This is a genomic window from Actinacidiphila guanduensis (genome assembly GCF_900103985.1).
Classification (GTDB): domain Bacteria; phylum Actinomycetota; class Actinomycetes; order Streptomycetales; family Streptomycetaceae; genus Actinacidiphila; species Actinacidiphila guanduensis.
Genome location: NZ_FNIE01000003.1, coordinates 380081 through 406353, shown reverse-complemented (window position 1 = coordinate 406353; position 26273 = coordinate 380081). Strand labels below are relative to the sequence as shown.

General features: G+C 74.1%; 24 protein-coding genes and 1 tRNA gene. 13 read left to right on the top strand and 12 right to left on the bottom strand.

The genetic code is table 11. The annotated features are described in order from the left end of the window. Window positions 1–3 precede the first annotated feature (3 nt). Complete coding sequence (locus BLR33_RS08070; RefSeq protein ID WP_093783589.1) at window positions 4–189, top strand: hypothetical protein; 186 nt, start codon at window positions 4–6, stop codon at window positions 187–189. A 67-nt stretch (window positions 190–256) separates the two neighbouring features. Here the strand turns inward: BLR33_RS08070 and BLR33_RS08065 are convergent, their stop codons facing one another. Together BLR33_RS08065 and BLR33_RS08060 are read right to left on the bottom strand one after the other, a co-directional pair. Continuing rightward, a complete protein-coding gene (locus BLR33_RS08065; protein ID WP_093783588.1) occupies window positions 257–1621 on the bottom strand; it encodes an ABC1 kinase family protein in 1365 nt (454 codons plus the stop codon). Further along, window positions 1614–3086 carry a ThiF family adenylyltransferase gene (locus BLR33_RS08060; protein ID WP_093783587.1) on the bottom strand — a complete coding sequence of 491 codons (1473 nt, stop codon included), beginning with the start codon at window positions 3084–3086 and terminating at the stop codon, window positions 1614–1616. The genes BLR33_RS08065 and BLR33_RS08060 overlap by 8 nt, the downstream gene beginning before the upstream one ends. A 242-nt stretch (window positions 3087–3328) precedes the next feature. On the opposite strand from BLR33_RS08060, the gene BLR33_RS08055 reads away from it, so the two are divergent. From BLR33_RS08055 to BLR33_RS08040, 4 genes are all read left to right on the top strand, one after another. Beyond that, window positions 3329–3919, top strand: coding sequence for a M48 metallopeptidase family protein (locus BLR33_RS08055; protein ID WP_093783586.1), 591 nt, complete (start codon window positions 3329–3331; stop codon window positions 3917–3919). A gap of 213 nt (window positions 3920–4132) precedes the next feature. After that, complete coding sequence (locus BLR33_RS08050; protein ID WP_093783585.1) at window positions 4133–5785, top strand: TerD family protein; 1653 nt, start codon at window positions 4133–4135, stop codon at window positions 5783–5785. Window positions 5786–5791: 6 nt separating this feature from the next. Continuing rightward, the gene (locus tag BLR33_RS08045; RefSeq protein WP_093783584.1) at window positions 5792–6475 is read left to right on the top strand and encodes an AIM24 family protein; all 684 of its coding nucleotides are present in this window, start codon (window positions 5792–5794) and stop codon (window positions 6473–6475) included. A 16-nt stretch (window positions 6476–6491) separates the two neighbouring features. Continuing rightward, complete coding sequence (locus BLR33_RS08040) at window positions 6492–7253, top strand: AIM24 family protein (RefSeq protein ID WP_093783583.1); 762 nt, start codon at window positions 6492–6494, stop codon at window positions 7251–7253. A gap of 142 nt (window positions 7254–7395) precedes the next feature. Here the strand turns inward: BLR33_RS08040 and BLR33_RS08035 are convergent, their stop codons facing one another. Further along, window positions 7396–7926, bottom strand: coding sequence for an NUDIX hydrolase (locus BLR33_RS08035; protein ID WP_093783582.1), 531 nt, complete (start codon window positions 7924–7926; stop codon window positions 7396–7398). After that, window positions 7923–9425: a zinc-dependent metalloprotease gene (locus tag BLR33_RS08030; RefSeq protein WP_093783581.1), complete on the bottom strand. Its 1503-nt coding sequence runs from the start codon at window positions 9423–9425 to the stop codon at window positions 7923–7925. The genes BLR33_RS08035 and BLR33_RS08030 overlap by 4 nt, the downstream gene beginning before the upstream one ends. Before the next feature lie 108 nt (window positions 9426–9533). Here BLR33_RS08030 and BLR33_RS08025 point away from each other — a divergent pair, with 108 nt between their 5' ends. From BLR33_RS08025 to BLR33_RS08010, 4 genes are all read left to right on the top strand, one after another. Then, window positions 9534–10637: an SDR family oxidoreductase gene (locus BLR33_RS08025; protein ID WP_093783580.1), complete on the top strand. Its 1104-nt coding sequence runs from the start codon at window positions 9534–9536 to the stop codon at window positions 10635–10637. A 101-nt stretch (window positions 10638–10738) separates the two neighbouring features. After that, window positions 10739–11263 (top strand): molybdenum cofactor biosynthesis protein MoaE, encoded by a 525-nt coding sequence (locus tag BLR33_RS08020; RefSeq protein ID WP_093783797.1) that lies wholly within the window; start codon window positions 10739–10741, stop codon window positions 11261–11263. Between the two features lie 245 nt (window positions 11264–11508). Further along, on the top strand, window positions 11509–11745 hold the full coding sequence (locus BLR33_RS08015; RefSeq protein WP_093783579.1) for a hypothetical protein: 237 nt from the start codon (window positions 11509–11511) through the stop codon (window positions 11743–11745). Between the two features lie 10 nt (window positions 11746–11755). Further along, window positions 11756–12829 (top strand): YlbL family protein, encoded by a 1074-nt coding sequence (locus BLR33_RS08010; RefSeq protein ID WP_093783578.1) that lies wholly within the window; start codon window positions 11756–11758, stop codon window positions 12827–12829. 97 nt (window positions 12830–12926) lie between these two features. On the opposite strand, the gene BLR33_RS08005 is transcribed toward BLR33_RS08010, so the two are convergent. After that, window positions 12927–13493 (bottom strand): PPA1309 family protein, encoded by a 567-nt coding sequence (locus tag BLR33_RS08005; protein ID WP_093783577.1) that lies wholly within the window; start codon window positions 13491–13493, stop codon window positions 12927–12929. 132 nt (window positions 13494–13625) lie between these two features. Here BLR33_RS08005 and BLR33_RS08000 point away from each other — a divergent pair, with 132 nt between their 5' ends. From BLR33_RS08000 to BLR33_RS07985, 4 genes are all read left to right on the top strand, one after another. After that, window positions 13626–16508, top strand: coding sequence for a UPF0182 family membrane protein (locus tag BLR33_RS08000; protein WP_093783576.1), 2883 nt, complete (start codon window positions 13626–13628; stop codon window positions 16506–16508). 431 nt (window positions 16509–16939) lie between these two features. Beyond that, complete coding sequence (locus tag BLR33_RS07995; protein WP_093783796.1) at window positions 16940–18595, top strand: tetratricopeptide repeat protein; 1656 nt, start codon at window positions 16940–16942, stop codon at window positions 18593–18595. 104 nt (window positions 18596–18699) lie between these two features. After that, window positions 18700–18776, top strand: a tRNA-Met gene (locus tag BLR33_RS07990). 247 nt (window positions 18777–19023) lie between these two features. Next, complete coding sequence (locus BLR33_RS07985; RefSeq protein WP_245771248.1) at window positions 19024–20445, top strand: HEAT repeat domain-containing protein; 1422 nt, start codon at window positions 19024–19026, stop codon at window positions 20443–20445. Here BLR33_RS07985 and BLR33_RS07980 read toward each other — a convergent pair. The 7 genes from BLR33_RS07980 to BLR33_RS07950 all read right to left on the bottom strand — a co-directional run bounded on the left by BLR33_RS07980 (window position 20406) and on the right by BLR33_RS07950 (window position 26269). Further along, window positions 20406–20825, bottom strand: a complete 420-nt coding sequence (locus BLR33_RS07980; protein ID WP_093783575.1) for a Fur family transcriptional regulator — start codon at window positions 20823–20825, stop codon at window positions 20406–20408. The two genes, BLR33_RS07985 and BLR33_RS07980, sit on opposite strands and share 40 nt — an antisense overlap. A 317-nt stretch (window positions 20826–21142) precedes the next feature. Next, the gene (locus BLR33_RS07975) at window positions 21143–21556 is read right to left on the bottom strand and encodes a CBS domain-containing protein (protein ID WP_093783574.1); all 414 of its coding nucleotides are present in this window, start codon (window positions 21554–21556) and stop codon (window positions 21143–21145) included. A gap of 134 nt (window positions 21557–21690) precedes the next feature. Continuing rightward, window positions 21691–22488 carry a histidinol-phosphatase gene (gene hisN / locus BLR33_RS07970; protein ID WP_093783573.1) on the bottom strand — a complete coding sequence of 266 codons (798 nt, stop codon included), beginning with the start codon at window positions 22486–22488 and terminating at the stop codon, window positions 21691–21693. A gap of 173 nt (window positions 22489–22661) precedes the next feature. Beyond that, a complete protein-coding gene (locus BLR33_RS07965; RefSeq protein WP_093783572.1) occupies window positions 22662–22985 on the bottom strand; it encodes a DMT family transporter in 324 nt (107 codons plus the stop codon). 127 nt (window positions 22986–23112) lie between these two features. Then, on the bottom strand, window positions 23113–24114 hold the full coding sequence (rsgA, locus tag BLR33_RS07960; protein WP_093783571.1) for a ribosome small subunit-dependent GTPase A: 1002 nt from the start codon (window positions 24112–24114) through the stop codon (window positions 23113–23115). 7 nt (window positions 24115–24121) lie between these two features. Then, complete coding sequence (gene aroA, locus BLR33_RS07955) at window positions 24122–25459, bottom strand: 3-phosphoshikimate 1-carboxyvinyltransferase (RefSeq protein ID WP_093783570.1); 1338 nt, start codon at window positions 25457–25459, stop codon at window positions 24122–24124. A 96-nt stretch (window positions 25460–25555) separates the two neighbouring features. Beyond that, complete coding sequence (locus BLR33_RS07950) at window positions 25556–26269, bottom strand: M50 family metallopeptidase (protein ID WP_093783569.1); 714 nt, start codon at window positions 26267–26269, stop codon at window positions 25556–25558. Between the last annotated feature and the right edge of the window lie 4 nt (window positions 26270–26273).

Below are 26273 nucleotides of genomic sequence, written 5' to 3'. Positions count from 1 at the left end.
CCGGTGGATCAGAAACCCTCTCAGACCACGACGGCAACCAGCTGCGCCCGCTGCGGCACCACCTCCGAGGGCCCGCCGCTGACCTGGACCTGCTCGGTCGAGAACGGCCGCCGCGTCTACTTCTGCGACGCCTGCGCCCGCAAACACCTGCGCAGCATCGAAAGCCGGCTGGACTCCGCCTGGTGGTGACCCCGCCGGCGAGCCGGGACCTGCCGCAGCCGCAAAGTGCCTAGCCCGCTCGCGCCGAGCCGCCGGCTCACGCCGAGCCGGCGTCCTCCTGCGGCCCGCCGCCCTCGGGATCGAAGCCGGGCAGCCACGCCTGCAGCTCCGCGCGCAGCCGCACCGTCGCGTTCAGCTGGCACAGCACCCCGACGGTGCTCAGCGTCACGCGGTGGATCAGCAGGTACGACGGCGGCAGGTTGAGCTGCTTGCCCAACTGGTGCGCGGGCGAGCGCGGATCGGCGATCCGGGCCGCCTGCGCCCGCATCCACGCACGGTCGAACGGGAACTCCTCCCGCCCGGCCGGCTCGATGATCGGCAGCAGGTAGTCCAGCACGGCGTCCGCGTCCAGCTGGATCGTCGGCTTGACGAAGCCCTCCTCGCGCAGCATCCGGTACACCTGCTCGGCGTCGCCCTCCAGTGCCAGCCGCAGCGCGTTGCCGATCGGCAGCGGCAGGCCCTCGGGCAGCCGGTCCACCGTGCCGAAGTCCAGCACGCCCAGCCGCCAGCCCGAGGCTGGACCGTCGTCGGTCAGCAGCCGGAAGTTGCCGGGATGCGGGTCGGCGTGCAGCAGACCGGTGCGGGCGGGCCCGGCGAACAGGAAGTGCGCGAGCAGCTGACCGGCCCGGTCGCGCATCTCCTGGTCCCCGCCGGAGATCACCTCCGACAGCGGCACCCCGTCCATCCACTCGGTCACGAGCACCTGGTCGGCCTGGTGCACCACGTCCGGCACCTCGATGTCCGGGTCGCCCGCGAACTCCTCGGCGTGGATGTGCTGCGCCTTCGCCTCCAGGGCGTAGTCCAGCTCCTCGGCCACCCGCTCGCGCAGCTCGGCCAGCAGCGGCTTGACGTCCATCCCCGGCACCAGCGGGCCGAACAGCCGCGCCACCCGCCCCAACTGCGCCAGGTCCGACAGCAGGGCGTCGCCCGCACCCGGATACTGGACCTTCACCGCCACCTTGCGGCCGTCGCTCCACACCCCCCGGTGCACCTGCCCGATCGAGGCGGCGGCCGCCGGGGCGTCCTCGAACTCCGCGAACAGCGAGCGCCAGTCCGGACCCAGCCGCTCGGCGAGCACCCGGTGCACGGTGCGGGCCGGCATCGGCGGGGCGGCCTCCTGGAGCTTGGTGAGCGCCGCCCGGTACGGGCTCGCCACGTCCTCCGGCAGCGCCGACTCGAAGACCGACAGGGCCTGGCCGAACTTCATCGCCCCGCCCTTGAGCTCACCGAGCACCTTGAACAGCTGCTCCGCGGTGCGCTCCTGCAGTTCGGTCGCGACCTCGTCGGCCGGGCGGCCGCCCAGCCGCTTGCCCAACCCCAGCGTCGCCCGCCCGGCGAAGCCGAGAGGAAGCGCGGCCAGCTTCGCGGTGCGGGTCACCGCCTTGCGCGGAAGATCAGACATGCGCCCCCTCATTTCCCGTCGGTTCCATGGCCATTGTGCCTCCCCCCGCTCGCGCACCACCCCGGAGACCGCCACGGGTTCCCGCCGACCCCTCCTCCGGCCCTGCGGCCGCGTCCCCGCCGTCACCCTTGTCCGCACCCGCGCCGTCCCCGCGGCCCGCACCGGCCCCCGCACCCGCGCATTCCCAGCGGGCCCCAGCCGCACCCGCGCCCGCCGCCGCGGCCTGACGGGCGGCCGCGCCGCACTCGCAGCGCGGATCGGGGGGCAGCGCCCGTACATAGGTGGACAGCCTCGCCTGGGACAGCTCCACCCGGGCGCCCGCGCTCGGCGGCACCCGGCCGTCCAGCCGGGCGAGGACATGGCCCGCGGCGATCCCCGCCACCGCGGTGGCCAGCGCGACGTCGCACGCCGGGACCGCCGGCTGCCGGCCGGACCGCAGCTGCGCCAGCACCCGCGGCAGCGCCGGGTCCCGGTCGGCGAGCGCCAGCGCCAGGCACTCCCCGCACGCGGTGCGCCCGGGCACCACCAGCGGGCCCACGAACCCGGTGCCCTCCAGCACCCCGGCGTAGAGGTGCACCACACCCGAGGCGACCAGCCGCCTCGCGTGCGCCACGTCCGGTACGTAGGCCGCCAGCCCGTCCCGCGGGACGATCACCGTCACCGAACGGTCGCCGGCCCGCCCGGCCGGTACCGCCGAGCCCACCGAGCCCAATGGGCCCGCCGAGCCCGTGGAGCCCGGCACCCCCGCAGTCCCCGGCGGCGCCGATCCCTCGTCCGCGCCCCCGTCTCCGCCGCCGCAGGGCGTCGCCCGCGGGCGGCCCCCGCCACCGGGGGACCACGGCCGGCACCGCTGCTCGCCCTGCGGTCCGGCCCGGCCGCCGGACGCCCTGCGCACCACGCCCCGGGCCGCCGCGTCCCGCCGCTCGCCCACCTGCTCGGCCGGGAAGCCGGCCGGCGCCACGTCCCACGGCTCGACGCGGCCGGTGTCCACCACGTCCACCGCGCCCACCCCGGCCGCCGCCAGCACCGCGGCGAGCGCCGTGCCCACGCGCCCGGCGCCGGCCACCCGCACCCGCGAGGCGCCCCGCTCCCGCATCCGGGCGGGCGCCGCGCCGGGCGGCCGGTGCACCACCGAGAGGGCGGCGAGGTCGGGCCGCAACCGGTCCAGCACGTCGCCGCGGCGGTGGAGGGCGGCCAGCTCGGCGTGCGCCGCCGCGTCGTCCAGCACGCCGCCCTGCGCGAGCATCGCCAGCAGCCGCCGGACCCGGTCCGGGTCCATGCCGAGCGCCGCGGCCTCGCGCATCAGCGTCTCCCCGCCGCGCGTGCCGTCCAGCAGCCCGAGGAAGGCCGCCGCCGGCCCGTCCACCGGGTCCATCACCACCGCGTGCTCCGGGTCCACCCCGAACTGCACGCACTCCTGGTCCCGCCAGCTGCGCCGCAGCGCGCCCTTCACCATCGGTCGCATGGCCCTGCCTCCGTCCGGCATCGCGGAACCTGCCCGGACAGCACGCGAGGCACGTACGGCCGGCAGATCCGTCACTCTCCGTGAGCGACAGATCCACCATGCCCGAGATCGCCGATCCGCCGCGAAAGTTATCCACAGGTTGTGAGGGTCAGTCGTTCAATATGCGTATGAAGCGAGGTGATTCCTGCGTCATCCGGCCGCGAGGCGGGACTTCCCGTACCGCCAGCCGGTAACGTCGAGGCGTGTCCGCCGATCCCGCCCATGCCCGTGACCTCGCAGATCCGCCCGCTCGGGGTGTCCGCAGCGGTGCCGGAGGGCCGGTCGAGGTCCGCCGCAGCGCCCGTCGGCGACGGACCGTGTCCGCCTACCGCGAGGGCGACCGCACCATCGTGCTGATCCCCGCGCGCATGTCGGCGGCCGAGGAGAAGCGCTGGGTGACGGTGATGCTGGACAAGCTCGCCGCCCAGGAGAGCCGGCGGATGCCCGGCGACGACGAACTGGCCGCCCGCGCCGAGCGGCTGTCCGAGCAGTACCTGCAGGGCCGGGCCGTGCCCGACACCGTCCGCTGGGTCACCAACCAGAACTCCCGCTGGGGCTCGTGCACCCCCGCCGAGGGCAGCATCCGTCTCTCCCACCGCCTGCAGGGCATGCCCGAGTACGTCATCGACTATGTGCTGCTGCACGAACTGGCCCACCTGCTGGTGCCCGGACACGGCCCGCGGTTCTGGAAACTGCTGGAGAACTACCCGCGCACCGAGCGGGCCCGCGGCTTCCTGGAAGGCGTCGTCGCCGCCGGCCGCCTGCCCAACCCGCCCGCCCCGCACGGGGACTGACCCCGCGGCCGGGCCCGGCCCGCCGTCCCCCGCGCCCCTCACGTCCCGTTCTGCTCTGCTACACGCCCGGTACGGAGCAGAGATGGCCCCGCCCACACCGACCGGTTAGCCTGACGCAACGCACCCGGACGACGCGGAACCGGCGCGGGCACACCGCGGCGGGCCGCGCACGAGCAAAGCGCCAGCACGAGCGGGATGGGGGACGGTCGCACCATGGCCAGGGAGTTCCAACGCGGCCACAAGGCCAAAATCAGTGATCTCACCGCCGGAACGGACCTCTACGTCGGAGTCCGGATCGCCGCCCCCGGTCTCACCTTCGACATCAGCTGCTTCGGCCTCGACGCCGACGAACAGCTCTCCGACGACCGGTACTTCGTCTTCTTCAACCAGCCCAAGTCGCCCGAGGAGTCGATCCAGCTCCTGGGCCCCCAGGCCGGCGACACCGAGTCCTTCCGGGTGACGCTGGAGAAGATCCCGACCGCCGTGCGCAAGCTCGCCTTCACCGCGACCATCGACGGCGACGGGCAGATGTCCCAGGTCGCCCCCGGCTACATCCGCCTGGTGGCCGGCGGTGAGGAGGTCGCCCGCTACGCCTTCACCGGCGCGGAGTTCAGCACCGAGCGCGCGGTGATGCTCGCCGACATCTACTTCAAGGACGTGTGGCGCTTCGCCGCCGTCGGCCAGGGCTTCGACGGCGGACTGGCCGCCCTGCTGCGCAACTTCGGCGGCGAGGTCGCCGAGGACGAGCCCGCCGCCGAGCCCGCGCCGCAGGCCGCACCCGGCTTCGCGCCCCCGCCCGGCGGCCCCGCCCCCGCCTTCGCACCGCCGCCCGCGGCCACCCCGCCCCCGGCGCCCGCCCCCTCCTTCGCCCTGCCCGGTGGCGGAGCCACCCCGCCGCCCCTGCCGCCGCCTCCGCCTGCGCCCGGTCAGCAGGGCTTCACCCCGCCGCCCGGCTCCGGCGACCCCGCCATCCACCAGGCGCCCACGATGATCGCGCCACTGGCCACCCCGCCCGCCCAGGCACCGCCCTTCGGCGAGGTCCCGCCGCCGGTCGCCCCGCCGGTGCCCCCGCCCCCGCCTGCGTACGGCGGCGGGCCCACTCCGCCGCCCTTCCCGCAGCAGCCCTCCTTCGGGGCCCAACAGGTGCCCCCCGGGCCGCCCATGGCAGCCGGACCCTCGTACGCGGCGGCCCCCACCCAGGGCGCCGGCATCCAGGTGTCCATGCAGAAGTACCGGGAGCAGCCCACCGGGCAGCGCTGGACGCAGCAGAACCCGAAGATGATGCGGGCCGACCTCGGCCAGGGCGGCGGCCAGGCCGTGCTCGCCCGCCAGGGCTCCATGGTGCTCTACCAGGGCAAGGTCGAGTTCGCCTACAAGGGCGCCGGGTTCCGCGGCCGCGTCGTGGGCGCCATGACCGGCCAGGAGATGCAGCTGATGCGCTGCACCGGCGGCGGCCAGGTCTTCTTCGCCGAGAACGCCGCCTACCTGCACCCCGTCGAGCTGCAGAACGACGCCCTGTGCGTCTCCGCGGAGAACGTGCTCGCGTTCGACGAGGGCCTGCAGCACGAGGTGCGCCGGATCGAGGGGCACGGCATCCCGGGCGGCGCCCTGTACACCATGCAGTTCCAGGGCACCGGCACGGTCGTCGTCAAGACGCACGGCACCCCGGTGGTGCTTCCGGTCACCCCCACCACCTACGCCGACAGCAACGCCATCGTGGCGTGGTCGGCCGGCGCCCAGGTGATCGTCTCCACCCAGGTGCGGCTGCGCAGGAGCGCCTACCCGGGCCACAGCGGCGAGACCGTGAATCTCCAGTTCCGCGGCGCGCCCGGCAACTTCATCGTCGTCCAGCCCTACGAGGTGTGACCCGCCATGGACCAGCAGATGATCGCGGGCCACGCCCCCAAGCCGGTGACCGCGCGCATGGAGAACCACGGCTCCTCGATGCTCAAGGTCGCCATGGCCACCGGCCAGGACCTCTTCGCCCGCACCGGCTCCATGGTGGCCTACGAGGGCTTCATCCAGTACGAGCCCAACCCGCCGGCCGTGCGGCAGATGGCGTCGGCCTGGCTCACCGGCGAGAGCGCCCCGGTGATGAAGTGCAGCGGCGACGGCCTGCTCTACCTCGCCGACTACGGGGCCGACGTGGTCTGCCTCAACCTCAACAACGAGTCGGTGTCGGTCAACGGCACCAACCTGCTCGCCTTCGACGCGCACCTGCAGTGGGGCGTCGAACGGGTCAAGGGACTGGCGAAGTTCGCCGGGCAGGGCCTGTTCAACGTGGCGGTGTCCGGCACCGGCTGGGTGGCGATCACCTCGCGCGGCACGCCGATCGTGGTCGACTGCGGCTCGGGCGCCGACGAGACCTACGTGGACCCAGACGCCCTGGTGGCCTGGTCGTCCGGCCTGAAGATGAAGGCCAAGCGCAGCTTCAAGGCGTCGTCCCTGATCGGGCGGGGCAGCGGGGAGGCGTTCCAGATCGCCTTCTCCGGACAGGGCTTCGTCGTCGTACAGCCCAGCGAGGACAGCACCGACCGGCTCCGGGCCCGGGGCTGAGGGGGAACGAGACACCATGCAGAGCCCGCTTTTCGCCTACACCGAGGTCCAGAACCAGGACCACTACAGCCTGCAGAACTCCTACCTGCTGCGGGTCCGGCTGGACGGCAACACCGGCCCCGACTGCCTCGCCCGCAAGGGCTCGATGGTCGCCTACCAGGGGATGATCGAGTTCGACGGGGAGTACCAGTCCCGCCACCAGCGCGCCGCCCGGCGGCACACCGGGGAGGCGCTGGACCTGATGCGCTGCTCCGGCCAGGGCACCGTCTACCTCGCCAACCTCGCCCAGCAGATCCACATCCTGGACGTCGACCACGAGGGGCTCACCGTCGACAGCGCCTACGTCCTCGCGCTCGACTCCGGGCTGCACTGGGACGTGATCGCGGTCGACAGCCTCTACGGCCTGTCGGGCACCGGGCAGTACAACGTCGCCATCGCGGGCAGCGGCAAGGTCGCCCTGATGACCTCGGGCAAGCCGCTGATGCTCCCCGTCACGCCCGACAAGTACGTCTCCTGCGACGCCGATGCCGTGGTGGCCTGGTCGACGTCGCTGCGGGTGCAGATGCAGGCGCAGACGAGCAGTTCCTCGGTGTTCCGCCGGCGCGGCAACACCGGCGAGGGCTGGGAGCTGAACTTCGTCGGGCAGGGCTACGTGCTCGTGCAGCCCAGCGAGCTCATGCCGCCGCAGAACCTCGACCTGCACGGCCTGCGCGCGCAGTACGGCCTCGGGCCCCAGGGCGTCCGCGGGAGCAACCAGGGCAACGTCTGGGGGCGTTGACGCCCCCAGCGCCCACCGCCCGCGCGCCCACCGCACGCAGGGAGGCCGCCTCACGCAGGGAGCCCCCGTCCGCATCCGCGCGCGGGGCTCACCTCTGCTCAGGGTCCGCCGCCATGGCGGCGGGGCCGGCCGCCAGGGCGCCTCAGAGGAGCATCCGGGTGCGGGCGAGCAGCGCCGTGACCGAGCCGTCGGCGACCTCGGCCACTTCCGGGAAGGTGAACCAGCGCAGCGCCAGCGACTCCTCGCTGACGGCCTCCACCGCTCCCTGCGGGGCCACTGCCGCGTACTGGACGTCCAGATGCCAGGCACAGGGCGTCAGGTGACGGTCCAGCTGCACAGGGCCCGGCACCAGCAGCTCCAGGTCCGCGATGCCGGACTCCTCGACGCCCTCGCGCAGGGCCGCGGCCGCCAGCGCCTCGTCCTGCGGCTTGCAGTGGCCGCCGGTCTGCAGCCACATGCGCAGCTTGGCGTGCAGGGTGAGCAGCACCCGCTCCCTAGCGGCGTCCAGGATCAGCACGCTGCCGGTGAGGTGGCCGTCCTTGCACGCCTTCCACATGCCGTCGGGGTGGCCGGCCAGGTGCTCCAGGTATTCCTGGCGCAGGCGGTCCTGGCCGGTGTCGGGCGCGTGCCAGCCCGTGAGGACGCCGACGGCGTCCTGGTGGAGTGCGCTCACCTGCCGCTGTCGCCGTTCTGCCCGTCCTCGCCGCTGTCCGGGCCGCTCTCCTCGCCGCCTGGGTGCTTGCCGGTGTCCTCAGGGCCGGCGTCCTCGGTGCCCTGCCCGCCGCCCTTGGTGAGGTCCGGCCCCTTCGTGTCGGCTTCTGCGCCGCCGGCCGCCTCGCCCAGGATGCGGTCCAGCTCGGAGAAGTCCAGGGCGTCGCGGTGGACGAAGCCGTCCGGGTCGTCCAGGTCGGCCGCCGTCGGCAGCATGTCCGGGTGCGCCCACAGGGCGTCGCGCCCCTCCATGCCCCGGGCGTCGGTGAGCGAGGCCCACAGCCGGGAGGCGTCGCGCAGCCGGCGCGGGCGCAGCTCCAGGCCGATGAGGGTGGCGAAGGTCTGCTCAGCCGGGCCGCCGGTGGCGCGGCGGCGGCGCAGGGTCTCACGCAGCGCGGCTGCCGAGGGCAGGTGCGGGGCGGCGGCCGCGTGCACGACCGCGTCCACCCAGCCCTCCACGAGCGCCAGGGCCGTCTCGAGACGGGCCAGGGCCTGCTTCTGCGCCGGAGTGTCCTCCGGCTGGAACATGCCCTGCTGCAGCGCCTCCTGCAACTGCTCGGGCTGTGTGGGGTCGAGCTGGCCCACCGCCTCCTCCAGGCGCGCGGTGTCCACCTTGATGCCGCGGGCGTAGCCCTCGACGGCGCCGAAGAGGTGGGCCCGCAGCCAGGGCACGTGGGCGAAGAGCCGCTGGTGGGCGGCCTCGCGCAGCGCCAGGTAGAGCCGGACCTCCTCCTGCGGGATGCCCAGGTCCTTGCCGAACGCCGCCACGTTCGCCGGCAGCAGCGCCGCCTTTCCGGCGGGGGCGAGCGGCAGGCCGACGTCGCTGGAGCCGACCACCTCGCCGGCCAGGGTGCCCAGCGCCTGGCCGATCTGGGAGCCGAACATCGCGCCGCCCATGGAGCGCATCATGCCGAGCAGGGGACCGGAGACGGCCTGCATCTCCTCGGGCAGCACGTCCCCCATGGCGCCGGCCACGCGCTCGGCGACCGGGTCCACCAGATCGCGCCACACGGGCAGGGTGGCCTCGACCCACTCCGCGCGGCTCCAGGCCACCGCGGTGTTGGCGCCGGAGGGCAGGGACGTCACGCCGTCCAGCCACAGGTCGGCCAGGCGCACGGCCTCGGCGATCCAGTCGCGGTCGGCGCGGCCGACGCTGGCGTCCTTGACGCCGTCGGGGGTGCCCTGGGCGACGGTCTGGCGGGCGATGTCCTTGGCCATGTCCCAGTTCACCGGCCCGCCCTCGTAGGAGAGCATCTGGCCGAGCTGCTGGAAGGCGGCACCGAGGTCGCCGGGGTTCAGGGAGCCGAACATCGCCGCGAACGGGTTGTCGCCGCCGGCGCCGAAGGGGCTGCCGCCGCCGAAGCCGAAGGGGTTCGGCCGACCGTCGCCGGGCTGCTTGCCCTCGTCCCCGTCCTCGGGCTCCTCGGGAGGGACGCCGAATCCGAATGGGATGTCACTCACGGGATTCCTCGGATCTGTGTCGGGGTGTATCGGGCGCTACCTCCAGCCTAGACACCTGTCCGGCAGGATGGCTGCGTACGTATCTGAGACAACCGTGGGAGACACCCGGTGAGTTCCCCAGAAGCACACGTCAGCCCAGAGCGGAAAACGGCGCGCGCCGGATCGGGGCCGGTGGTCGCGATCACGGGGGCCGCCTCCGGGGTGGGCCGTGCGCTGGCACTGCGGCTCACCGCGTCCGAGCTGGTCCGCCAGGTCGTGGCGATCGACGAGCGGCGCGGCGACGTGCCCGGCGCGACCTGGCGGGTGCTGGACGTGCGCGACCCGGCGATCGCCGAGAAGCTGCGCGGCGCCGAGGTCGTGGTGCACCTGGCGCTCGACCTCGACCTGGAGTCCGACCCCAAGGCCCGCTCGGCGTTCAATGTGCGCGGCACCCAGACCGTGCTGACCGCGGCGGCTGCCGCAGGGGTGCACCGGGTGGTGCTGTGCACCTCGGCGATGGTCTACGGCGCCCAGGCGGACAACGACGTGCCGCTCGCCGAGGACGCGCCCTTGCGCGCCACCTCGGAGGCGAGCTTCGTCGACGACCTGCTGGAGATCGAGCGCCTGGGCCGCCGCGCGCCGCGCGCCCACCCCGGCCTCAACGTGACGATCCTGCGCCCTGCCGTCCTGGTCGGCGGCACCGACACCGCGCTCACCCGCTACTTCGAGTCCCCCCGCCTCCTGGTGGTCGCCGGCAGCCGTCCCTGCTGGCAGTTCTGCCACGTCGAGGACCTGGTCTCGGCACTGGAGTACGCGGTGCTGGAGCGGGTCGACGGCGAGATGGCAGTCGGCTGCGACGGGTGGCTGGAGCAGGAGGAGGTCGAGCAGCTGTCGGGCATCCGGCGCATGGAGCTGCCGCCCTCCATCGCCTTCGGCGCCGCCTCCCGGCTGCACCGGCTGGGCCTGACCCCTTCCCCCGCGGGTGATCTCGCCTACACCATGCATCCCTGGGTGGTCAGCGGGAGCAAGCTCCACGAGGCGGGCTGGCGGCCGAAGTGGACCAACGAGGAGGTGCTCGCCGAGCTGCTGGACGAGGTCGAGGGCCGCAACTCCGTGGCCGGGCGCAGGCTCGGCCGCAAGGACGCGACCACACTGGGCGCGGCGGGAGCCACCGTCGCCCTGGTGGGCGCCGCAGCGGTCGTGCGCAGGGTGCGCAAGCGGCGCGGGCTGTGACCTCCTCGCGCCTCTCGGTGGTCCTCCCCGGCGGTGGTCCACGAATGGAAGCGTCTTTCCGTATCGCGGTATCGAGGGGAGAATGAGGCACCATGGAAGGCATGGCACCCGCATCGGCCACACCGGAAGCGTCCGAGCCGGCACCGGCGCACGCGACATCGCAGGAGACCGCCGGCGAGCCGGCGCGTACCGAGACCGTGCGCCTGCTGGCGGTGCGCGACACCCCGCTGTCGGTGGACGAGGTCTTCGCCGCCGTGGGTGACGACGCGGCCGGCGGCACCACGTTCTTCGTCGGCACCGTCCGCGACCACGACGGGCACGGCGGCGCCAAGGTGACCGCCCTGTCCTACACCGCGCACCCCAGTGCCGAGGCGGAGCTCCGCCGGGTGGCCGAGAAGGTCGCCGCGGACTTCCCCGTGCGGGCGCTGGCCGCCGTGCACCGGGTGGGCGACCTGGCGGTCGGGGACATCGCGGTGATCGTCGCGGTGGCGTGCCCGCACCGCGCGGAGGCGTTCGCGGCCAGCCGCCGCCTGATCGACGACCTCAAGAGCGAGGTCCCGATCTGGAAGCACCAGGTCTTCGACGACGGCACCGAGGAGTGGGTCGGGGCGGGCGAGCGCTGCTGACGCGCGCCGCCCGGACACCCGCCGGCGCCGCAGGGCTCCGGCGGCAAGCGATCCGCCTCCATGGGCACGCGACCCGGTCGCCATTGCGGCCGGGTCTTCGCGTGTCCATGGACGGCCACCCTCCGTTCGTGGGATTCGCGGTTGCGTAACCGGACCCACCGTCGGACCGTTGTCCCACCGAGTGGTTAATCTGCTCATAGGTCCGATGGGGACCGGTCTGGGGCATTCGGGATCGGGGAGTCTTGGTGGCAGCACTCGTCTGGTTGCTCATTCCGCTGGCCGCCGCGGTCGCCGCCGCGCTGTGGGGCCGGTGGGCCGCCCGCAAGCGCAGCACCGGGGACGGCGCGTCCCTGGCCGGCTACGAGCGCTTCAGGGAGGCCATGCAGAACGCCGGCGGCCCTGTTGCCGGGGGCGAGGCGCCGAGCCCGCAGGAGGGCGGAGAGGACTCACCCCGGGGCCCGCTCGCCGGGCCGGTCCCGTAGGGTTCGGGGCATGCCACGCCGCACGGTGACGCTTCTCGCCTCGTCCCTCGTCCTGATAGCACTGCTGCTGGTGGCGCTGCTCGCGCCCACGCCGTACGCGGAGATGTCACCGGGGCCCACCGTGAACACCCTGGGCACCTACGGCGGCGCCAAGGTCATCCAGATCACCGGGCGTCAGACGTACCCGACGACGGGGCACCTGAACATGACCACCGTGCGGGTCACCGGCGCCGACTACCACATGAACCTCGTGGAGTCCGTGCTCGGCTGGCTGCGGCACGACGACAAGGTGGTCGAGCACGACACCCTGTACCCCAAGGGCCAGACCGCCGAGCAGGCCGACCAGCAGAACGCCGAGGAGTTCAGCCAGTCCCAGGACAGCGCCAAGGTCGCCGCCCTGGAGGAGCTGAAGATCCCCGTGCAGTCCCGGGTGATCGTGGCCGCCGTGGTCAAGGGCGGCGCCGCCGAGGGCGTCCTGCACGCGGGCGACGTGGTGAAGTCCGTCGACGGGCACACCGTCTCCGCCGCCGACCAGGTGGCCACCTTCGTCACCAAGCACCAGCCGGGCCAGCCGGTCACCTTCACCGTCGTGCGCGCCGCCGACACCAAGAAGAAGAACCCGCCCACCCACCAGGTGACGATCACCACCCGCACCTCGGACGACACCGGGCCCAAGCGCGCGGTCGTCGGCATCCAGGCGGGCGTGGAGCACCTCTTCCCGTTCACCATCGACATCCGCCTGGCCGACGTCGGCGGCCCGAGCGCCGGCATGATGTTCGCCCTGGGGATCATCGACGAGCTGACCCCGGGCAGCCTGACCGGCGGGCAGTTCGTCGCGGGCACCGGCACCATCGACGACAACGGCAACGTCGGCCCGATCGGCGGCATCAGCCTGAAGACGATCGGCGCCCGCGACAAGGGCGCGAAGTTCTTCCTCACCCCGGCCGACAACTGCGAGGAGGCCGCCAAGGACGTCCCGGGCGGCCTCACCCTGGTGAAGGTCAAGACGCTCGACGACGCCATGGCGGCGCTGAAGGACATCCGCGCCGGCCACCTGTCCGCGCTGCCCAGCTGCACCAAGTAGCGCCCCGCGCAGGGACAGGCGGGGACAGGCAGGGTTAGACGCGGACAGGCGGGTGGACGGTGCCCGGCCGGGCAGGGGCGGGCCGGGGGAGGCGGGGTCAGTCCTCGAAGGTCGCCGCCAGCGCCTCGGCCAGCCCCGGCACCAGGTCCGGCCCGGTGAGCACCTCCGTGGGGGTGTCCTTCTCGCGCAGCCGCAGCGCCGAGTCCCGGGTGCCGTCGCGCAGGACGCCCACCGTCATCCGCACCTCCTGCCGGTCGGGGTGCTCGGCGACCCAGGCGGCCAGGGCCGCCTCGTCCAGGCCGTCGGGGATGGCGGCCTCGGCGGACGGCGGCAGCATCAGCCGCTCCACGCTCAGCGCGCAGCCGGCGATCACCTCGGGCCAGGCGATGGTGGCCAGGAAGTCGTCGAGCGCTTGGCCGGCGGGCAGCTCTTCCTGCTCGATGGGGGTCAGGCTGCCCGGCACCGACTCGTCGCCGAGCCCCAGCTGCTCGGCCAGGGCGGGCTCCTGGGCGCGCAGGCCCGCCGTGTCGACCAGGGCGAACAGCCGCGCGGGCTGGTCCCAGCCGAGCCCGGCGGCGTAGCTGTCGATCTCCAGGACGGCTCGGGTGAGCGGGCTCGCCGACAGCGGCGCGCCCTCGTTCGCGGTGTTCGCAGTGTTGGACATGTCAGTATCCTGCCTCTTCCGCCACCCGGATCGGGAACCGGCCAAAGCGTCGATAAGTTGCACCTGTGGGAGGCCGGGCAGCGGCACCCGTGACCGACCGATCCACGACGAGGTGCGCACTTGGTATTCGAGATGCCGGACCGGGGCAGGGCGCCGTCCGGAACGCGGCCCGCCCCGGCCCGGGCCGCGCGGGGTACGCGCGCGCTGCTCGTCGCGGTGGCCGTCATCGCCGTGCTCATGGTCGCCTTCGTGATGTCCGCCGGCCTGTGGACGGACCTGCTGTGGTACCGGTCGGTGCACTACTCGTCGGTCTTCACCACCGTGCTGTGGACCAGGGCCGGGCTCTTCGCGGTCTTCGGCCTGGCCATGGCCGGCGCGGTCGGCCTGAACATGTACCTGGCCCACCGGCTGCGCCCGCCGCTGAGCGCCATGTCCGCCGAGCAGCACAACCTGGACCGCTACCGCATGGCGCTCGCCCCCTACCGGGGCTGGACGGTGCTCGCCGTCAGCGCGCTGGCCGGCCTGGTCGCAGGGGTGGCGAGCGCCTCCCAGTGGCGCCTGTGGCTGCAGTACGCGCACGCCACCTCCTTCCACACCAAGGACCCGCAGTTCCACAAGGACGTGTCCTTCTACGCCTTCGACCTGCCCTGGTACCGCTTCCTGCTCGGCTTCGGCTTCGCCGCCGTGGTGGTCTGCCTGGTGGCCGCCGCCCTGGTGCACTACCTGTACGGCGGGCTGCGCCTCACCTCCCCGGGCGGCGGGCGCGCCACCCGCGCGGCCACCGGCCACCTGGCGGTGCTGATCGGCCTGTTCGTGTCCTTGAAGGCGGTCGCCTACTGGCTGGACCGCTACCGCCTCGCGGTGAAGTCGGGCGGGATGAAGTCCGCCGGCGGCTGGACCGGGCTGCGCTACGTGGACGCCAACGCCTACCTGCCGGCCAAGACCACGCTGTTCTTCATCGCCGTCATCTGCGCCCTGCTCTTCTTCGCCACCGTGTGGCGCGGCACCTGGACGCTGCCGGGCACCGCCTTCGGCCTCATGATCCTCTCGGCGATCCTGATCGGTGGCCTCTACCCCGCAATCGTCCAGAAGTTCCAGGTGCAGCCCAACGAGGCGGCCAAGGAAGCGCCCTACATCCAGCGCAACATCGACGCCACCCGGGCCGCCTACGGCATCGACCGCACCGTGCAGACGCCCTACAAGGGCACCAGCACCGCCTCCAACGCCAAGCTGCGCGCCGACACCTCCGGTGCCGCCGAGATCCGCCTGCTGGACCCGGACGTGGTCGCGCCCACCTTCCAGCAGACTCAGCAGGGCGGCAGCTACTATTCCTTCCCTTCCACCCTGGACGTGGATCGGTACACCGTGGACGGCCGGGAGCAGGACACCGTGATCGGCGTGCGGGAGATCGACAGCGACGACATCCCGGACGGCAGTTGGATCAACGACCACTTCCGGTACACCCATGGGTACGGGGTGGTCGCCGCCAAGGGCACCGAGGTCACCGGCGGCCATGGCGGCGCGGCCGCCGGGGCGGGAGCCCAGGACCAGTCCGGCCGGCCCGTCTACACCGAGGGCGGCCTGCCCGCGACCGGCGACCTGGGCGGCTACCCCCAGCAGATCTACTACGGCGAGCAGACCCGGCAGTACGCCATCGTCGACGGCCCCACCAAGGAACTCGACTACGCCGACGGCTCCGGGGTGCGGACCACGCGCTACTCCGGCCCCGGCGTCTCGCTGGCCAACCCGATCACCCGCGCCGCCTATGCGCTCAGCTTCGGCGAGCCGAAGATCCTGTACTCCGGCGCCATAGGCGACGACTCGAAGATCCTCTACAACCGCACGCCCACCCAGCGGGTGGAGTCCGTCGCGCCCTGGCTCACCGTCGACGGCGACCCCTATCCGGCGGTCGTCGGCGGCCGGGTGGTGTGGATAGTCGACGCCTACACCACCACCGACGGCTATCCGTACGCCTCGCGCACCACGCTGGGCGCCGGCACCGCCGACTCCGCGACCGGCGGCCAGGGCCCGGGGGCGACCCGGCAGAACCAGGTCAACTACGTCCGCAACTCCGTCAAGGCCACCGTGGACGCCTACAGCGGCGCCGTGCGGCTCTACCAGTGGGACACCCAGGACCCGGTGCTCAAGACCTGGATGAAGGCGTTCCCGCACACCGTGCTTCCCAAGAGCGCGATCCCGGCCGGCCTGCTGTCCCATCTGCGTTATCCGCAGGACCTGTTCACGGTGCAGCGGCAGATGCTCGCGACCTACCACGTCACCGGCGCGGCGGAGTTCTCCGGCGGCAGCGGCGACTGGCAGGTGCCCGCCGACCCGGCCACCAAGTCCGGCAAGCCCGTGCCGCCGTACTACTTGAGCCTGAAGATGCCCGGGCGCAGCAGCCAGGACTTCTCGCTCACCTCCACCTTCACGCCGGTCAAGCGGGGCAGCCTCGCCGCCGTCCTGGCGGTGGACTCCGACGCCACGAGCCCCGACTACGGCACCCTGCGGCTGCTCGAACTGCCCGCCGACGCGCCCGTGGACGGCCCGGCGCTGGTGCAGGGCACCTTCGACTCCGAACCGGCCTACGCCAAGGCGATCTCCCAACTGCGCGGCAAGGGCTCCACCGTGGAGTACGGCAACCTGCTGACCGTGCCGCTGGACGGCGGGCTGCTCTACGTCGAGCCGGTCTACGTGCGCGGCGCCGGGACCGACTACCCGGTGCTCCGCAAGGTGTTCGTCAGCTTCGGCCGTAACAAGGCGCTGGAGGACACCCTGGGGCAGGCGCTCGACGCCGTGTTCGGCAGGTCGCCCGCGGCGGCGGCCCCCGCCGGAGCGCACTCGCCGCCGGGCGGCACCTCGCGCGACCCCGCGCTCCAGGCCGAGTTGACGAGGGCTCAACAGGCGTACGACGACGCCCGGGCGGCGATGCAGAAGGGCGACTGGGGCGCTTACGGCGCCGCGCAGAAGCGGCTGGGCCAGGCGCTGGCGCAGGCCCGCAAGAACGCCACCAACTAGTGCATGAAAAGGCCATGGTCAAGGAACTTTCGCCCTCTTCACTTGATCGGGGGGCGGCAGGTTTGAAACGTTTGGCGTGCCGTCTTGTCGGGAAGTCGACAAAACGCTGAAGAGACCGCCTGGGTTGCGATATACCGGGTGTACGCCGCTCACAGGTGGGTGCGACCATGGCGCTTATGGGGGATGGTGCAGGACTGCTGAACACTCGTCAGAACCACGAGGAGCGTGGGCCGGCGGGCGAGAAGGCCATGACCGTGGCCGACCTGCTGCCCGGGCCCCGCGCCGCCCTGCCCGCGTCCGGACCCGCCGTACGGGACACGCCGGACGCCGCTCTGCCCGCACCCGGGGACACTGCGCCCGGCGGTACCGGTCAGACCGAGCCCGCCGCACCCGCGCTCCTCAGTGAACTGCCCGACGAGGACACCCTCGCCATGCGCGAGGAGGCCGAGATAGCAGCTCGCCACCGCAAGGCCGCCGACGCCGGCGACCCCGCCGCGATGAGCGCGCTCGGCACTCTGCTGCTGCGCCGCGGCGACCTCGACGGCGCCGAGCCGTACCTGCGGGCCGCCGTCCAGCACGGCGACCGCGCTGCCGCCAACAACCTCGCCCTGCTGCTGCACCAGCTCGGCCAGTCCGAGGAGGCGGCCGGGTGGTGGCGGGTCGCCGCCGTCGCGGGGTCCGCCCCGGCCGCGCACGCGCTCGGCCGGCACTTCCGCGAGCGTGGCGAGGAGCCGGCGGCGGAGTACTGGCTGTGCCAGGCCGCCGAGGCCGGGCACCCGCTGGGCGCCTACGCGCTGGCCGACCTGCTGCACCACCGGCGCGACCCGGGCGCCGAGCGGTGGTTCCGCGCGGCCGCCGAGCACGGCCACCGCGAGGCCGCGTACCGGCTGGCCCGCATCTGCGCCGCCCGCGGCCACGACCGCGAGGCCGAGCAGTGGTTCCGGCAGGCCGCCGCCCGGCGGCACCGGCGTGCCGCTCTGCGGCTGGGCGCCCTGCTGGAGGAGCGCGGCGACACCAAGGAGGCCGCGCACTGGTACCTGACCGCCGCCCGTGACGGCGAGGCAAGGGCCGCGTGCGCCCTGGGCTTCCTGCTGCGCGACTCCGGCGACGTCGAGCAGGCCGCCACCTGGTGGCGCCGCGCCGCCCAGGCCGGCGACGGCAACGCGGCGAACGCGCTGGGCGCCCTGCACGCAGAGGAGGGCGAGACCCAGACGGCCGAGCGCTGGTACCGCACCGCAATGGAGGCCGGCGACGTCAACGGGGCGTACAACCTCGGTCTGCTGTGCGCGGCCCAGGAGCGCGTCGCCCAGGCCGAGCAGTGGTACCGCAAGGCCGCCTACGCGGGGCACCGCGAGGCCGCCAACGCGCTGGCCGTCCTGCTTCTCCAGCGCGGGGACGCCGCCGGCGCCGAGCCGTGGTTCTCCAAGGCGGCCGAGGCCGGCAGCATCGACGCCGCCTTCAACCTCGGCATCCTGCACGCGGGGCGCGGCGAGGAGGCCGCAGCCCGCCGCTGGTACGAGCGGGCCGCTGCGGCCGGGCACGCCGAGGCCGCCCTCCAGGTGGCGATCGCGCTGCAGCGCGAGGGCGACTCCCACGGCGCCGAGCGGCACCTGCGCTGCGCGGCCGGCGGCGGCAGCCCCGAGGGCGCCTACCGGCTGGGAGCGCTGCTCGACGGCCGGGAGGAGGCGCGCGAGGAGGCCGACGCGTGGTTCGAGCGGGCGGCGCGCCAGGGGCACCCCAGGGCGCAGGTGCGGCTCGGCATGGGCGCCGCCCGGCGCGGCGACGTGGTCGAGGCCGCGCACTGGTACCGGCTGGCCGCCGAAGCCGGCTCGCGGCAGGGCGCGTTCAACCTCGGGCTGCTGCTCGCCCGCGAGGGCAGCGAGCCGGAAGCCGCCGTGTGGTGGACCCGGGCCGCGGACGCCGGGCACGGCCGGGCCGCCCTGCGGCTCGCCCTGCTCTCCGCGCGCCGCGGCGACCTGCCCTCGGCGCAGAGCTGGTGCGCCCGGGCGATCGAATGCGGCCCGCCCGAGGTCGCCGAGCGCGCCGAGCGGCTGACCGCCGCGGTCACCCACGAACTCACCGCGTGAGTCCGCAGAGTGGCCGGCGGCGGGCACCCTGCCGCTCCGCCGCCCGGCCCGCGCAATGGATTTGGTGCCCGGCCCGGTGACCTGTAGACTCAACATCACAACGACGCGGGGTGGAGCAGCTCGGTAGCTCGCTGGGCTCATAACCCAGAGGTCGCAGGTTCAAATCCTGTCCCCGCTACCACGAAGGTCAGGCCCGGAAGTCCGCTTCCGGGCCTGACCTTTTGTCTGACCGTCAGGCCGATGTGCGCCACGGGCGCCGCCAGGCGGCCCGCGCCGGTCGGATCGTCGGCCCGCTGCACGCCGCCCGCCCCCGGACTCCCTCCAGGTTTCGGCATCTTCCGGCAAAGTCAGGGCGAAGCGCCTTGGTGGGGCCGCCCTCGCGGCGGGATGCTGGGGGCGGACGATGCCGTGCGGGGCCGGGAGGCGGGTTGCTGGGCAGACGGCGCCGGGAGCGCGTACAGGCCGCCGCCGCGCAGGCGGTGGACACGGGCCGCTGGCAGGAGTGGTGCCGGCGGTGCCGGGAGGGGCGCAGGCCCGAGGACGCGGTCGCGCTGCTCGCCCGGCTGCGCGAGGCCGCCCAAGGGCCGCCGCAGACGGCCGCCGCGGCCCTGGCCGCGCTCGCCGAGGACCCCGCGGCACTCCTGCTGCTCCTCGACCGCCACGCCCGCGCCGGCGGCCCCGCTCCGGTGGCGCAGCCGACCGTACGGGTCCCGCGCGTGTGTGCGGGCACCCGGCCCAGGTCCGGCCGACAATCTGAGCGCCAGGACCCGCAGTCGGCCGCCCTTGGGCGCGTGCTGGCCGCCATGGAGGCGGACGGCAGGGTGCGCGAGGCCGCGGTGGACGCCCTGGCGTCCGCCTCGGGGCCGCTGAGCGCCGCCCTGCTCGCGGTCCGGGCCGCCGATCACGTGCCCGAGGTGCGCCGCAAGGCGGCCGCGGCCCTGGTGGCGCGCACGGCACCCGACGAAGTGGCGGCCGTGGTGGGCGTATTGCTGCGCACGGCCCGCCGCCATGGTGCCCAGGTGCTCGGCGACACCTACCGCGCCGCCCTGTGCGAGCCCTCGGCACGCAGGGCGGTCCGGGCACTCGCCGCGGCCGCCGACCCGCCGGTCCGCCGCTATGGCGTCGAACTCGCCCTGGACCTGGGCGCCTACGTCCGCGGCGACCTGCTGCGCACCGCCCTGTACGACCGCGACCAGGTGTGCCGCAGGCTGTGCGCGCAGCGGCTGCTGGAGCTGGACCCCGGGCAGGCGGAGCGGCTGCTGCGGGCGCGCGGCGCCGGGGTGCGGGAGCTGGCGGTCGTGGCGCTGTCCGCGGACGTGCCGGCGACGCGGCTGCTGGGCCCGCTGGCGGACCGGGCCAGGATGGTGCGGGCGCAGGCCCGCTGGAAGCTCTACCAGCGCGAGGAGCCGCCCGCCGAGGTCTACCGCACCCAACTGCGCAGGGCCGTCAAGCGCGACGCCCCGGCGCGGCTGCTCGCGGGCCTGGCCACCGGGCTCGGCGAGTGCGGCGACGCGGCGGACGCGGCCCAGCTCGCCCGGCTGCTCCCCGACCCGCGGCCGCAGGTGCGGCGTGCCGCGGCGGGCGCGGTGGGGCGGCTCGCCAAGCCGTACGAACTGGTGCCGCTGCTGGGCCCGTTGGCCAACGACCCGGACCCGGGCGTGGCCCGGGAGGTGTTCGAGGCGCTGGCCAGGGTGCCGTGCGACGTGCCGCCGGAGACGGTGTGGATCGGGCGGACCCGGACCGAGCCGGCGGTGCGCAGGCTCGCCGAGCGGATCACCGCCCGCGGCCGCGCGGCCCGCGCGGAGCAGGCTCAGCCGGCCGACCTGCAGTCGGGGCACAGCCCGCGGTAGGTGACCTCGACCGCGGAGACGGCGAAGCCGAAGCGCTCGGTGTCCGGCAGGGCGGCCAGGGGGTCGCCGGTGGGGTGCACGTCACGGATGGTGCCGCAGCCGGCGCACACCAGGTGCTGGTGGGCGCGGTGGGCGTTGGGGTCGTACCGCTTGGCGCGGCCGTCGGTGGCGACCTCGATGACCTCGCCGATGCTCACCATCTCGCCCAGGGTGTTGTAGACGGTGGCGCGAGAGATCTCCGGCAGCCGCCGTGCGGCGCGTGCGTGCACCTCGTCCGCGGTCAGGTGGACGTGGTCGCCGTCGAGGACCTCGGCCACGACCCGCCGCTGGGCGGTCAGGCGCCAGCCGCGTTCGCGCAGTCGTTCCAGCAGGTCGCTCATGTGTCCAGGGTAGCAGCGGCAGTCCTGAAGGAGAACAGATCCGTTACTGATCACCATCTTGACTTAGACGCAGTCCATTGTAGGATCGGATGCATACGAAGGACGGGGACCCTCCCGGAGTGAGGGGCGCGACTTCGGCAAGCGGTCGGACCCGCCGCGTTACCAGGCCCTACGCGGCGGGTCCGACGCCTGACCGAACGGCCGGAGGGGCCGGACGCCAAGGGGCTCCGGCCCCTCCGTTCTGCCCTGGTGCGGCCCTGTTGCCCGGAGAGCGTCCAAGGTGCACTCGGAATGCGCAGAGCGCGCGACGGGTCCGCTCAGGCCGGCACTGTCGAGGCGGCCGCTTCGGAGCCCGCACGCACCGGCGCCCAGCGGCGGATGATGTCGCGGACCGAGACCACGCCGACCGCGTCCTGGCCGTCGAGCACGATCAGGTGGCGGAAGTTGCCGCGCACCATCGCCTGCGCCGCCTCCTCCAGGGTCCAGCGCGGGCCGGCGAAGACGACGGAGGTCGTGGTGTGCGCGTCGGCGTGCTCGCGGTCGGGGTCGAGGCCCGAGCCGACGGCGTCGAGGATGTCGCGCTCGGTCAGGATGCCGAGTCCGTAGGTGTCGGGGTCGAGGACGATCGCCGCGCCCACCCGGCGGGCGGACATCAGGCGGGCGGCCTGGCGGAGGGTGTGCGCGGGTCCGATGGTCAGTACCACCGTGCTCATCGCGTCGCGGACCAGCATGTGGGGGCACCTCCTGAGGGTGGAAAGGCGCTCCGTGAACGGTTTCACAAGTTCACAAGCGGGGGCTTTCTCATGTTCACATGCTCACCGCCACGCGGCAAGGGGGTGTGCCTCACCCGTCCGGGTGAAGTCGCTCAGCTGCCGCCCAGATACCCCAAGAGCTCTTCGTGCAGCAGCCCGTTGGAGGCCGCCGCGTCGCCGCCGAAGGGGCCGTCGACGCCGTCCAGCGAGGTGAAGCGGCCGCCCGCCTCGCGGACGATCACGTCGTTGGCCGCCATGTCCCACAGGCTCAGCTCCGGCTCGGCACACACGTCCACCGAGCCCTCGGCGACCATCATGTACGGCCAGAAGTCGCCGTACCCCCGGGTCCGCCAGCAGGTGCGGCCGAGTTCCAGGAAGCCCTCCAGCCGGCCGCGCTCCTCCCAGCCGGACAGCGAGGAGTACGCGAAGGAGGCGTCCGCCATGCGGCCCACCCGCGAGACGTGCAGCCGGGTCGCCGACGACAGGCTGCGCCCGCTGTAGGCGCCGCCGCCCTTGGCCGCCCACCAGCGCCGCCCGAGCGCCGGCGCCGACACCACCCCGACCACGACCTCGTCGCCGCCCTCGCCGCGTACCGCCAGCGCGATCAGCGTCGCCCACACCGGCACCCCGCGCACGTAGTTCTTGGTGCCGTCGATCGGGTCGACGATCCAGCGCCGCGTGCCGTGGCCGTCGCTGCCGTACTCCTCGCCGAGCACGGCGTCGCGCGGCCTGGCGCGGGCGAGTTGACCCCGGATCAGCTCCTCGGCGGCCTTGTCGGCCTCGCTGACCGGGGTGAGGTCCGGCTTGGTCTCCACCTTCAGGTCGATCGCCTTGAAGCGCTCCATGGTGGCGGCGTCGGCGGCGTCGGCCAGCACGTGGGCCAGCCGCAGATCGTCGTTGTAGTCGGGCATGGCCGCCACCCTAGCGATCAGGAGGTGCCCCGAGCACGGCCGGAGCCGGTACGGGCGCGCCGCCCCGGCAGAGGCCCGACACAGCCGCAGCGGGGCCACGGCAGGGCCCCAACGGGCCCAAACCGGGCCGCAGCAGGGCCCCGTGGGCCGAAGGAGGCCCGCGGCAGCGGCGGTCAGTGCGAGGAGCCGGAGATCTGCAGGCCGATCACGCCCACGATGACCAGCGAGATGGAGACCAGCTTCAGCGCGGAGACCAGGTCGCCGAGGAACGCCATGCCGTAGATCGCGGTGCCCGCCGCGCCGATACCGGTCCACACCGCGTACGCCGGGCCGACGTCGAGCTTGCGCAGCGACAGGGTGAGCAGGCCGAACGAGCCGAGCGCGAACAGGCAGAAGGCGACGGTGGGCCACAACCGGGTGAACCCGTGCGAGAGCTTGAGGCAGACCGCGAAGCCCGTTTCGAAGAGCCCCGCGACCACCACAAGGAGCCAGGCCATCGCCGCGTCCCTCCGTATCCGTTCCGATTCCGCTCGGCGGGCCCGCACCCCTACGTGTCCGGCGCCCACCCGCTGTGTCCGCTGCCGATCATCACACAGCCTGCCCGCGGATCGGAGGGCGGTACCGTCAGTCGCCCTCGCGGCGCTCCCTGGTGGCCAGCAGCCGGCGCAGCGAGTCCAGCCGCGCGGGCTCGGCGTGGCCGTCGGCGACCCAGGCGTCCAGGGCGCAGTCCGGCTCGTCGTGGGAGCAGGCGCGCGGGCAGTTCTCGGTGCCGGGCTCCAGGTCGGGAAAGGCGTGGATGACGCGCGAGGGGTCGATGTGGGCCAGGCCGAAGGAGCGCACGCCCGGGGTGTCGATCACCCATCCGGCCTCGCCCGGCAGGGGCAGCGCGAGCGCGGAGGTGGTGGTGTGGCGACCGCGGCCGGTCACCGCGTTGACATGGCCGGTGGTGCGCTGACGCTCCACCAGCGCGTTGACGAGCGTGGTCTTGCCGACGCCGCTGTGCCCGACGAACGCCGTGACGTGCCCGGCCAGTTCCTCGCGGATGCGGTCCACCCCGCCGGTCAGGAAGTCGTCGCGATTGGTCACCACGTACGCCAGGTCGAGCGCGCCGTAGGTCTCCAGCAGCGGTTCCGGCGGGGCGAGGTCGGACTTGGTGAGCACCAGCAGTGGCCGCAGCCCCGCGTCATAGGCGGCGACCAGGCAGCGGTCGATCATCCGCGGCCGGGGCTCGGGGTCGGCCAGGGCGGTGACGATGGCGAGCTGGTCGGCGTTGGCGACGACCACCCGCTCGTACGGGTCGGTGTCGTCGGCGGTGCGGCGCAGCACCGAGGAGCGCTCCTCGACGCGCACTATGCGCGCCAGGGTGTCCTTCACGCCCGACAGGTCGCCGACGACCGCCACCCGGTCGCCGACCACCGCGGACTTGCGGCCCAGCTCGCGCGCCTTCATCGCGGTGACCTCGCGGTCCTCGACCAGGACGGTGAGCCGGCCGCGGTCGACGGTGAGCACCATGCCCTCGGCGGCGTCCTCGTGCTTGGGGCGGATGCTGGTGCGCGGGCGCGAGCCGCGGCTGTTGGGGCGGACCCGGACGTCGTCCTCGTCGGGGTTCTTGCCGTAGCGGCGCATGGCGGGCCTAGCCCCCCATCCCGGCCGGCTCGGTGCCCGCCAGCATGTCCGCCCACAGCTGCGGGAACTCCGGGAGGGTCTTGCCGGTCGTCGCCACGTTCTCCACCTCGACGCCGGGCACGGCCAGGCCGAGCACCGCGGCGGCCGTGGCCAGGCGGTGGTCCTCGTAGGTGCGGAAGACGCCGCCGTGCAGCGGGCGGGGGCGGATGCGCAGCCCGTCCTCGGTCTCGGTGACGTCGCCGCCCAGGCCGTTCAGCTCGGCGGCCAGGGCGGCCAGCCGGTCGGTCTCGTGCATCCGCAGGTGGGCGATGCCGGACAGGTGGGACTCGCCGTCGGCGAGCGCGGCCACCGCGGCGACCACCGGGGCCAGCTCGCCCACCTCGCCGAGGTCCGCGGTGATGCCGTGCACCCGGCCGCCGCCGGTCAGTGTCAGGCCCCGCTCGGTCAGCGTGCACGAGCCGCCCATCCGGGTGAACAGCTCCCGCAGGGCGTCCCCGGGCTGCGTGGTGCGGCGCGGCCAGTCGGGGACGGTGACGCGGCCGCCGGTCACCAGGGCCGCGGCCAGGAAGGGGGCGGCGTTGGACAGGTCGGGCTCCACGGTCAGGTCCCGGCCGAGCAGGGCGCCCGCGGCCACCCGCCAGACGTTCGCGGTGCCGCCGTCCTGGGGCGCGTCCACCCTGGCGCCGGCCTTGCGCAGCATGTCCACGGTCATCCGGATGTGCGGCAGCGAGGGCAGGGTGCGGCCGGTGTGGTGCAGCTCCAGGCCCTTGTTGAAGCGCGGCCCGGACAGCAGCAGGGCGCTGACGAACTGGGAGGAGGACGACGCGTCCACATCCACGGCGCCGCCGGCCAGCGAGCCGGCGCCGTGCACGGTCAGCGGCAGGGCGCCGCGGCCCTCGTCGTCGATCCGGGCACCCAGGACGCGCAGGGCGTCGATCACCCCGCTCAGCGGCCGCTCCTGGGCCCGCGGGTCGCCCTCGAAGCGGACCTCGCCGTCGGCGAGCGCGGCCACCGGCGGCAGGAAGCGCATGACCGTGCCGGCGTTGCCGACGTCGACCGAAGCCGGGCCGTGCAGCCCCGCCGGGATGATCCGCCACACCTCGCCGCCGCCGGGGTTGACCAGCTCGTCGATCTGGACGCCCATCGCCCGCAGGGCGTCGGCCATCAGCACGGTGTCGCGGCTGCGCAGCGGCCGGCGCAGCCAGCCGGGCTCGCTGGAGAGCGCGGCCAGCACCAGGGCCCGGTTGGTCACCGACTTCGATCCGGGCACCTGGACGGTGGCGTCCACGGTGCCGGGCGCGGTGGGGGCCGGCCAGAGGTCGGTCTGCGCGGTGCTCTCGCTCATGGCCGCAAGCGTAGTGGCTCGGGTACGGGGAGATAAGTCGGCGAATGTGGCGAAACCTACTGGAAACAGGATGGCGGGCGTATTCGGCCGCCCGGGTCACCGCTGCAGCAGCCAGCGGCCGCCCGCGACCAGGGAGCACAGGGCCACGGCGTAGAAGAGCAGCAGCCACAGCGCCACCGGGGTGTGGGTGAGGCGGGCCAGCTGGTCGGCGTCGGAGGAGCCGCTGCGGTCGCGGCGCCGGGTGCGTTGCAGCTCGGCCACCGGCCGGGAGCCGCCCAGCAGCAGGAACCAGACCACCAGGTAGGCGAAGGCGGCCTGCACCTGCGCCTTGGTCAGCCAGGACACCAGGAAGAACAGGGCGCCGGTGATGATGACCGTCAGGGCGCCGTACGCGTTGCGGATCATCACCAGCATCACCAGCAGCAGGGCGGTGGCACCCCACAGCAGCGCGGTGATGTGCCCGGCGGCCAGCAGCCCGGCGCCGGCCAGGCCCAGCAGCGGGGGAGCGGTGTAGCCGGCGGCCGCGGTGAGCACCATGCCGGGCCCGTGCGGGCGGCCCTTGGAGACGGTCAGGCCCGAGGTGTCGGAGTGCAGGCGTATGCCCTGCAGGCGCCGCCCGGTGACCAGGGCGAGCAGGCCGTGCCCGCCCTCGTGCGCGATGGTGACCGCGTTGCGGGTGACGTGCCAGACCCTGCGCACCAGGACGGCGCCGAGCGCCAGCAGCGCGGTGATCCCGACCAGCCAGCGCGACGGGTCCGGCTGGGTCCCGGTCAGCCGGTCCCACATCTCGGTGATGCTCGCGACGTTCATGCGG